This window comes from Methylocaldum sp. (assembly GCF_039794385.1).
Classification (GTDB): domain Bacteria; phylum Pseudomonadota; class Gammaproteobacteria; order Methylococcales; family Methylococcaceae; genus Methylocaldum.
Map to the genome: position 1 here is coordinate 1 of NZ_JBDIVO010000199.1, position 9,032 is coordinate 9,032.

Sequence of the window (9,032 nt, forward strand, 5' to 3'; positions counted from 1 at the left end):
AAATGGGCCATGATTGCCAGATGCTTGCCGCTGGCGGCCACTTTCCGAAGCAGCGCGACCATGTGGTCGGAATCGGCGTCGGTGAGAAAGCGGTAAGGCCAATAGGAGAGCGCCTTGGTGCCGATCCGGATATGCCGCAGATTGGGAAGATCCGCCGCGATCAGCGGCTCCAGGTAATCGGCCAGCCGCCGCGCCGACATGAGCAGCGGATCGCCGCCGGTGAAGAGCACATCGGTCACTTCCGGATGCGCCTTAAGATAGGCGACCAGATGTTCCGCTTCGCGGCTCGCGAACTTCAAGCCGGACAGTCCCACGAACTGCGGCCAGCGAAAGCAGAACGTGCAGTAGGCGTGGCAGGTCTGGCCCGGGCTCGGAAAAAACAGCACGGTCTCCCGGTATTTGTGCTGCATGCCGTGCAAAGGTTCGCCGTTCAAATGAGGGACGTTAAGATCCAACTGGCCCGCCGGATGGGGATTGAGCTCCAAGCGGATACGGTCCGCCGCCTCGCGGATCAGTGCCGGACTCGCGCCGGCTTTCACGAGTTCCGCCATTTCCTCGTAATGGTGCGGCAACAGCATGTCGCGCTGCGGAAAGGTCAATATGAACATCGGATCGTCGGGGATGTTATCCCAGTCGATCAGCTCGTCGACCACGAAATTGTTGGTCTTGAAGGGCAGCACTCGCCCCACGACTTCGATTTCGAACAATTGCTCCTCACTGAGCCGTGCCATTTGCGGGATTTCGCGAAAATTGCCGAGGTTGTACGCCGTGTAGCGTGTCGAATCGAATCCCGTAAAGATTTTCTTGGGAGAGATACTCATAAGATATTTCCGCCGAGAATTAGGTATAGTTGTTAAGGAGCAGGTACTGAGACGTGCACTGGACTCGAGCGTTTCCATCTCGCTGAGGACTGAGGCTTCAAAGCCGCCAACGGAAGATTTCGACCGGGTAACGCGGCATTCGGGCTACCCGATAAGGTGTCCCCCCTTATTCCGACCATCCCCCGCTTAACGAAGACGACTCTCTTGGTAAGAACGTGAGAAACCCGATGTCCCGACGTCCTGTGCGTCAGAGGGCAATAAACTGTCACATCACGTCGGCACATGGTCGGAGCTTCTCACGGGGGGGTAAGTATATTTGCACAAAAATGATTTGTGCAAATATACGTCGGGATGCCCGTCGAATCCGGGGAGTCCCGGACCGCCGTCCGTACTCCGACCATTCTCTCCCGCAAGCCCGCAAAGAGAACCGGCGCTTCCAAGTGAAGCGTGCAGCGGCAATAGGCCGTAGCACGCCAAATAGATTTTGATGACGGACACATGAAAACGATTGAATACAGACCGCAAGAAGATTCGCCGGAAATTGCCGAACCGACGGCACGGCCCCACGAAGCGCTCAAACGCTTTCGCCTGATTTTCCGTGCCGTGCAACAGCATTCGCAGTGGGTGGAATCGTGCTGCGGAGTCAGCTACGCCCAGCTTTGGGCGATGTCGGAGTTGTCGAATAACGCCGGAATGAAAGTGTCGGAGCTGGCGCGAGCCATGTCGGTTCATCAATCCACCGTAAGCAATTTGCTGGTCAAGCTGGAAAAGAAAGGGCTGATCCGGCGGGAACGAACCAATCCCGATCAACGGGTGGTACGCCTTTATTTGACGGAAGCAGGGCAAGCCCTCGTGGAGCAAACTCCCGAACCCCGGCAGGGTCTGTTGCTACAGGCACTGACCGAATTGCCGGATCCGGTTTTGATCTCTCTGACCCGAAACCTGGATCTTTTGGTGGAGGCCATGCAGATCAGCGACGAACAAGCCGCCATGCAGCCTTTGGGCGTAAGCGGTCACGAATCGGAGACGAGAACGACGATGCGCCGGCGCAAGCCTCGAAAGACGGCGGACTAGCGATGCGCCTTGGCCGATCCGTGCTCGAACTTTCCCGCCGGGATCGAGACTAATTTTCGTAAGTCCCGAAAAAATAAAGAGGTCTTGGACATGGAACTTCCGAGCCGGCATCCGGTGCTCGTCACCGCGATAGCGACGTTCATGATCTCGGTCCCGCTGATGTCGTGCCGGGACGCGGCAGTGGTCAAACCCATCCCTGACTATGCGCAACTCGGCCCGGTCGAGAAAGAAGTGGCGTCCGACATCTCCCCGGTCCGGATCGTCGCCCGGCCGGAATCGTGGCCGGGAGCCAAAGCCATCGAGTTCAAGACCACACCCGTACACTTGAAAATCGACAACCGCGGTGAAAGCGCGCTACTGATCCGCTACAGCGACTTCAAGGTGCGTGCGGCGCCCACCGGGAACGAGTTCTCCGCCTTGCCGGTCTTTCCGGTCGAAGCGAAAGACAGGGGGCCGGTTGTTCCCGGCACGCTGCCGATGCTGACTCCCGTGGCCTACCCGCCGATCGTGGATCCGGAATTCGGTTTTCGGGATTTCCATGTGGCGCCTTACCTAAAACCGCTCTATCCCACCGTTCCGGCTCATGAAGGTCCTTTTCCTCACGATGAATCCTATAACCCGCGCCACTCGAATTACTGGCAAGGGTCCGACTTGCCCAGTCTCGAAATGATGCGGCGAGCCCTGCCCGAAGGGGTGCTGAATCCCGGCGGGTGGGTGGCCGGTTGGCTGTATTTCCAAAAATTCGAACCCTTGCCAGCCGGGACGCTGATAGTCAGCCTAACCGATACATCCGGACGAGCTCTGACGCCGGCTCGGGTTCCTATCCAGGCGCACTGAGCCCGTGCCATCCGCGTCGAAGATGACTACGTGCTCGTACAGATGTCATTTACAGTCGACGTTAACAAAAATAAACATTTGATCGCAGCACTTCCGGCTCAAGGAGCGAAACCATGGATAACAGTGACCGGTGCCGATCAATTTCGTCATCTTCTTAGGGCCGTCCGCATTTCACACCTCGGGGCGGAAAGCTACCGCGTGATGGATTGACGCTGTCCCCAAAATCGACCAAACCGCCCGCAAGGCATTGCAAGTGGAGGTACGACATGTCTTTGAAGGAATACAAACCCGGAACCGCTTTTCCCGGCGTCGTCGGCCGCACGCCCGAGACCTCCTCGCCCGCATGGCCGGAGCCGCTGCGGGCCAAACCGGGAGCGCCGAACGTGCTGTTCATCGTGCTGGACGACACCGGTTACGGCCAGCTCGGATGTTACGGTTCGCCCATCCGGACGCCGAACCTCGACAGGCTGGCGGCGAACGGCCTTCGCTACAGCAATATGCACACCACCGCGCTGTGCTCGCCTACCCGGTCCTGTCTTCTGACCGGGCGCAACCACCATTCCAACGGGATGGCCTGCATCACCGAGGGCTCCATGGGCTATCCGGGCGCGAACGGCATCATTCCCTTCGAAAACGGCTTCCTGTCGGAGATTCTCCAGCGCCAGGGCTACAACACCTTCGCGGTGGGCAAATGGCATCTCACCCCGGCGGAGCAGATCAGCGCCGCCGGCCCTTACGACCGCTGGCCGCTGGGACGGGGCTTCGAGCGGTATTACGGCTTCCTGGGCGGCGATACCCACCAGTATTACCCGGACCTGGTCCACGACAATCACGCGGTCGAACCGCCCAAAACGCCGGAAGAAGGCTACCACCTCACCGAAGACCTGGCGGATCAGGCCATCCGTTTCATCGGCGATGCCAAGCAGGCGGCCCCCGACAAGCCGTTTTTCCTGTATTTCGCCAGCGGCGCCATGCACGCTCCGCACCACGTGCCGAAAGAATGGGCCGACCGCTACCGGGGGCAGTTCGACGACGGCTGGGAAGCTTACCGGCACAAGGTCCACCAAAAACAGCTCGACATGGGCCTTATTCCGCCGGGCACCGAACTATCCCGCCACGACCCCGACGTGGCCCGCTGGGACAGCCTTACGCCGGACGAGAAAAAGCTGTACGCCCGCATGATGGAAGTCTTCGCCGGGTTTCTGGAGCATACCGACCATCACATCGGCCGACTGCTGGATTTCATCGAAAGCCTGGGCGAACTGGACGATACTCTAATCATGGTGATCTCGGACAACGGCGCCAGCGCCGAAGGCGGCCCCACCGGTTCGGTCAACGAAAACAAGTTCTTCAACAATGTGCCGGAGTCCTTGGAAGCCAATCTCAAGGCGCTGGACGATCTGGGCGGCCCGAAGTATTTCAATCATTACCCCTGGGGCTGGACCTGGGCGGGCGACACCCCGTTCAAGCGCTGGAAGCGGGAAACCTACCGCGGAGGCGTCAGCGATCCTTTCATCGTGCATTGGCCAAAGGGTATCCAGGCAAAAGGGGAAATCCGCCCGCAATACGCTCACGCCATCGATTTGCTGCCGACGGTACTGGACGCCTTGCAAATCGAGCCGCCGGCGGAAATCCGCGGCGTCGCCCAATCGCCCATCGAGGGCGTGAGCTTTGCTCATACCTTTAACGAGGGGAAGGCGGAAAACCGCCACGTCACCCAATATTTCGAGATGTTCGGCCACCGATCGATCTACCACGACGGCTGGCGCGCCGTATGCCCCGTTCCGGGGCCCTCCTTTGCCGAGTCCGGAATGTCCTTCGGACAGATGGAGATTACCGAGGAAAAACTGCGCGAACTGGATGCCCACGGCTGGGAGCTGTATCACGTGGCGGAAGATTTCTCCGAAACCCGCAATCTGGCCGATCAGCACCGGGACAAACTGATCGAAATGATCGCCATGTGGTATGTCGAAGCGGGCAAATACAAGGTCCTGCCCCTCGACAGCCGCGGCACCCAGCGATTCGCCGAGGAACGTCCCCAGCTTACCCGGGGCAGGCAGCGGTACATCTATTATCCCGATACCTCGCCCGTACCCGATAACGTGGCGGTGAAGGTCCTCAACCGGCCGCACAGCATTAGCGCAGAGGTAGAAATCCACGATGGCGCCGAGGGTGTGCTGCTGGCCCACGGCGGCAGTACCGGCGGGTACTCGTTCTTCGTCAAGGACAAAAAGCTGTGCTACGTGCACAACTACGTCGGCACCGAGGAGTTCGCGGTCGAATCCGACGCGGAGGTACCGCAGGGAAAGGCGGAGCTGCGCTTCGAGTTCGAACCCACCGGCCGGCCCGACCTCGCCCAAGGCAAAGGCGCGCCGGGCCGCGGCCAGCTCTACATCGACGGCAAACTCGTCGGACAGGCCGAACTTCCCGTCACCGTACCGCTTCTCATCAGCCTGGGCGAAGGGCTGACCTGCGGCCACGACGCGGCGTCTCCGGTGACCTCCCGATACGAAGTGCCGTTCGCCTTCAGCGGCAAGCTGAACCGGGTAACGGTGGACGTGTCGGGCGAACTGATCGAGGACAAGGAGGCGGAATTGCGGGCGATCATCACCCGGCAGTGAAAGGCATACGGTACAAGGATTTCAACCATGATCCACACCGAAGCCAAGACGGCGATCCGCTTCGCCTCCCCTGCCCCCGAGCCGCCCTTCCCCGATATGGTCTGGATCCCCGGCGGCACGTTTCTGATGGGATCGGACCGGCATTATCCGGAGGAAGCCCCGGCGCACCGGGTAGCGGTGGACGGTTTCTGGATGGACCGCTTTCCGGTGACCAACGAGCGGTTCGCCCGCTTCGTGGCCGCCACCGAGCATGTCACCTTCGCCGAAATACCGCCGAACCCGGCCGATTACCCAGGCGCCTTGCCGCACATGATCTACGCCGGTTCGCTGGTGTTCGTGAAGCCGCCGGGGCCGGTGAATCTCCGCGACATCGGAAATTGGTGGTCCTACATGAAAGGCGCCGACTGGCGGCATCCGCGAGGCCCCGAGAGTTCCCTCCAAGGGCTGGAGCGGCATCCGGTAGTCCACGTCACTTTTGCCGACGCCGAGGCCTTTGCCCGCTGGGAAGGCAAGGCGCTCCCGACTGAAGCCGAGTGGGAACGGGCCGCCCGCGGCGGGTTGGACGGCGTGGCCTATGCCTGGGGCGAGGAACTGGCGCCGGAGGGCAGGATGCTGGCCAATTACTGGCAGGGGCGGTTTCCCTGGGAAAACCTCGTCGTCGACGGCTACGAGGGCACCTCCCCGGTGGGAGCCTTTCCGCCCGACGGATACGGCCTGTACGACATGATCGGCAACGTCTGGGAATGGACCGCCGACTGGTACGAACCCGGCCACCCGTCCGCGCGGCAAGCGGCCTGCTGCGTTCCCAGGAATCCGCGCGGCGGGCGGGAGGAAGCTAGCTTCGATCCCTGTGAGCCCGTGATCCGGATTCCGCGCAAGGTGCTCAAGGGCGGTTCCCATCTCTGCGCGGAGAATTACTGCCGCCGCTACCGCCCGGCGGCCCGCTTCCCGGAACCGGTCGATACCTCCACCTGCCATGTGGGCTTCCGCTGCATCGTGCGGGCGACAGGCAGAACCGGCCAAACCGAGCCGTAAGTGAAGCCTGGAGTTCGGCGTGATCGCCGGAGTCGGCGAGCGTCCGGGCTGTATGCCGGGGTTTCTGGTCGCCCTGACGCCGGCTTTGGTCGGGGTGTTCATCCTGCTGGTTCTGCAGGCGAGGATCGGGGCGGCGGCATGATGCGCCCAACCGAGGATTTCCGAAGTTTCTGCTTTTCAACCGATGGAGGGCGCTGTCATGCGAGCCTCAACCTTCTTTTCCAAAGCCATCCTCCTGGCGACCGTGCTGTTTTCCGGCGCCGGCGCGGCGATCGGTGCCATCGCCGGCAACGCCGGCCTGGGCGCCGCCATCGGCGCGGGCACCGGACTGGTGGGCAGTTATCTCTACGACAAGCACAAACAGTCCGAACAACGGGCTTACGAGCAGGGTTATCAGCAGGGACGCCAGCCACAACCGCAAACCAATCCGTAACCGCCGGGCCACTCGGGACGCATGCCGGGAAAGATGGAAAACACCGCGCCGCCGACGACTCGAATATCGATGTGGGCAGGATCGAACGAATGATCGTCGACCTTTGACGAGGAACGTCCATCGGCATTAGCCATACCCTTCGAATCGGGCAAGATCAAGGAAAGCGAGTCCGGCGCGAAACCCGTCGTGCTCCGACGGATACGTTAATGCCCGTATTTCCGCTCCTTCATTCGACAACCAATAATGGCCGCAAGCGCAAAGCCCCCATGTCCGCAAGACAATGCCTTCTTGGCAAGGATCGGATTCGGCCGTATATGCCCTGGCGGATCAACATCCGTTTCGATGCCGATATCGTGCAGCGTTTCGACCTTGTCATCCTTCGCGCCGTTTCGTCGGCTATCGGCGCCGCAGGATAACGGGGCTAGTTTCACTCGCTTCGTCGGAAAGCGATGCAGCGATAGCGAAAATTCGAGCCCTTGCCAGCCGGGACGCTGATAGTCAGCCTAACCGATACATCCGGGAAAGCTTTGGCGCCGGCTCGGGTTCCGATTCAGGCACGCTGGAACGCAATTTTTTCGGCGCCGCTTCGGTCAAAACGAAAGAGTCCCTTCGCATTGCCTTGACCGGATTGCATTCAATCCGCCAGAACTTCAACGCGAGGTCTTATCATGACGGTCACCTTCACGGATGTTTTCAAGGTTATCTTCGCCATTCTTCTCCCGCCGCTGGGCGTCTTCATGGAAGTCGGGCTTGCAGGCGCCTTCTGGCTGAATATTCTGCTGACGATGCTGGGCTTCGTCCCAGGCGTCATTCACGCTCTTTACATCATCCTCACTCGTTGACCGGAAACGGCCGCCGACCGGCGAGTTATCCGCCAAAACGCCGGCATTGGCAGGATGGCTAGCCTGATCGTCGGTCGCGTCGTGCTCGCGATCATGAGTGTCCGAAACCTTTTCAAGTGCCTGCTGTTCGTCCTGCTGATCCTGGCTGCGGGCTGCGGTCCCGCCTTGCGTCCGTCGCTTTCGCAGCAGGAACTGCTCAGCGCCCGAGAGGCCAGCGACCGTCTGGTCAACGCGGAAATCAAGGGATTCACGCCGCGGCTCGTCACGCGGGCCAAGCAGGAGTACGACGACTATGTCCTGGGTGTCAGATCCGAACCGCCTGTAATCGACGCTCTCGTGATCTCCGGAGGCGGAGACTGGGGAGCCTTCGGCGCGGGCTTTCTCAAGGGCTGGGGACGGGTTCCGAAGGGGCCCATGGCACGTCCCGAATTCGACGTCGTGACCGGCGTCAGCACCGGCGCCTTGATCGCGCCGTTCGCTTTTCTCGGAACCGAGCGGACCATCGATCAGGTCCTGAATATGTACCGCGAACCGCGTCCGGACATCGTGAAACTTCGAGGGCTTCTGTTCTTCCTGCCGCGCTACGCGTCGTTCACCCGCATTCCGGGGCTGGAGCGGGATATCGCGGAAGCGATCGATTCGGAGTTTCTGAACCGCATCGTCCGGGAAGGCAGGCGCAACCGTATGCTGCTGGTCAATACCACCAATCTCGATGATGGGGACATGCGCGCCTGGGACGTGGTCGAGGAAGCGAGAAGTGCTCTCCGGACCGGTGACGTGGATCGGGTGCACCGCATCCTCCTCGCGTCGGCCGCGGTGCCCGGCGTCTTCCCGCCGCGCGAGATCGACGGCCGGCTGTATGTCGATGGAGGCGTGACCGGAAATATCCTGTATGGCGCGAGAACGCACGACGAAGACAGCTTTTCGGCGGTCTGGAAGAAGACTTACCCGGACCTGCCGATCCCCAAGCAGCGTTACTGGGTCATCCTCAACAACCAGTTCCGTTTTCTGCCGCAAATCACCCGGCAGACCTGGGCCGCCATCATGCGCCGCAGCACCAACCTGGCGACCCAGTCGGCTACCGTCAACGCGCTACGCCATCTTTACGCATTGGCCGAGATTTCGAAATTGAAGAGAGGCGCCGATGTCGAGATCCGGGTCATCTCGGTTCCCGCCGATTGGACGCCGCCGAAACCGGGCGTGTTCGTAAAGGAAACGATGAACGCCCTGGCGGACCTCGGGGAACGCATGGGTGCGAATCCTTCGAGTTGGCGCACCGAGCCGCCTTGAGCGGAATGCTCGGAAGCCGCGACGGCATCGGAATTCAAGTCGAACGGACGGCACCGGGGCGCTCCGGTCGCGGTCGGAT

At 61.0% G+C, this 9,032-nt stretch carries 10 protein-coding genes; 9 read left to right on the top strand and 1 reads right to left on the bottom strand.

Features of this window, described 5'->3' with window-relative positions:
* Positions 1–821 (bottom strand): hypothetical protein (locus ABJK70_RS15825; RefSeq protein WP_347258440.1); only part of this gene is annotated, 821 nt, incomplete at its 3' end.
* A gap of 498 nt (positions 822–1,319) precedes the next feature.
* Here ABJK70_RS15825 and ABJK70_RS15830 point away from each other — a divergent pair.
* The 9 genes from ABJK70_RS15830 (at position 1,320) to ABJK70_RS15870 (ending at position 8,953) form a co-directional block, all read left to right on the top strand.
* The gene (locus ABJK70_RS15830) at positions 1,320–1,895 is read left to right on the top strand and encodes a MarR family transcriptional regulator (RefSeq protein ID WP_077730686.1); all 576 of its coding nucleotides are present in this window, start codon (positions 1,320–1,322) and stop codon (positions 1,893–1,895) included.
* A 90-nt stretch (positions 1,896–1,985) separates the two neighbouring features.
* Positions 1,986–2,732 carry a hypothetical protein gene (locus ABJK70_RS15835; RefSeq protein WP_077730687.1) on the top strand — a complete coding sequence of 249 codons (747 nt, stop codon included), beginning with the start codon at positions 1,986–1,988 and terminating at the stop codon, positions 2,730–2,732.
* Between the two features lie 266 nt (positions 2,733–2,998).
* Positions 2,999–5,353: an arylsulfatase gene (locus tag ABJK70_RS15840; RefSeq protein WP_347258441.1), complete on the top strand. Its 2,355-nt coding sequence runs from the start codon at positions 2,999–3,001 to the stop codon at positions 5,351–5,353.
* Between the two features lie 27 nt (positions 5,354–5,380).
* A complete protein-coding gene (locus ABJK70_RS15845; RefSeq protein ID WP_347258442.1) occupies positions 5,381–6,388 on the top strand; it encodes a formylglycine-generating enzyme family protein in 1,008 nt (335 codons plus the stop codon).
* 19 nt (positions 6,389–6,407) lie between these two features.
* Complete coding sequence (locus ABJK70_RS15850) at positions 6,408–6,530, top strand: hypothetical protein (RefSeq protein WP_347258443.1); 123 nt, start codon at positions 6,408–6,410, stop codon at positions 6,528–6,530.
* A gap of 57 nt (positions 6,531–6,587) precedes the next feature.
* A complete protein-coding gene (locus ABJK70_RS15855; protein WP_347258444.1) occupies positions 6,588–6,821 on the top strand; it encodes a glycine zipper domain-containing protein in 234 nt (77 codons plus the stop codon).
* A gap of 266 nt (positions 6,822–7,087) precedes the next feature.
* Positions 7,088–7,237, top strand: a complete 150-nt coding sequence (locus tag ABJK70_RS15860; RefSeq protein ID WP_168175433.1) for a hypothetical protein — start codon at positions 7,088–7,090, stop codon at positions 7,235–7,237.
* Between the two features lie 252 nt (positions 7,238–7,489).
* Positions 7,490–7,663 carry a YqaE/Pmp3 family membrane protein gene (locus tag ABJK70_RS15865; protein WP_086134154.1) on the top strand — a complete coding sequence of 58 codons (174 nt, stop codon included), beginning with the start codon at positions 7,490–7,492 and terminating at the stop codon, positions 7,661–7,663.
* A gap of 54 nt (positions 7,664–7,717) precedes the next feature.
* Positions 7,718–8,953 carry a patatin-like phospholipase family protein gene (locus ABJK70_RS15870; RefSeq protein WP_077730692.1) on the top strand — a complete coding sequence of 412 codons (1,236 nt, stop codon included), beginning with the start codon at positions 7,718–7,720 and terminating at the stop codon, positions 8,951–8,953.
* Positions 8,954–9,032: the final 79 nt, after the last annotated feature.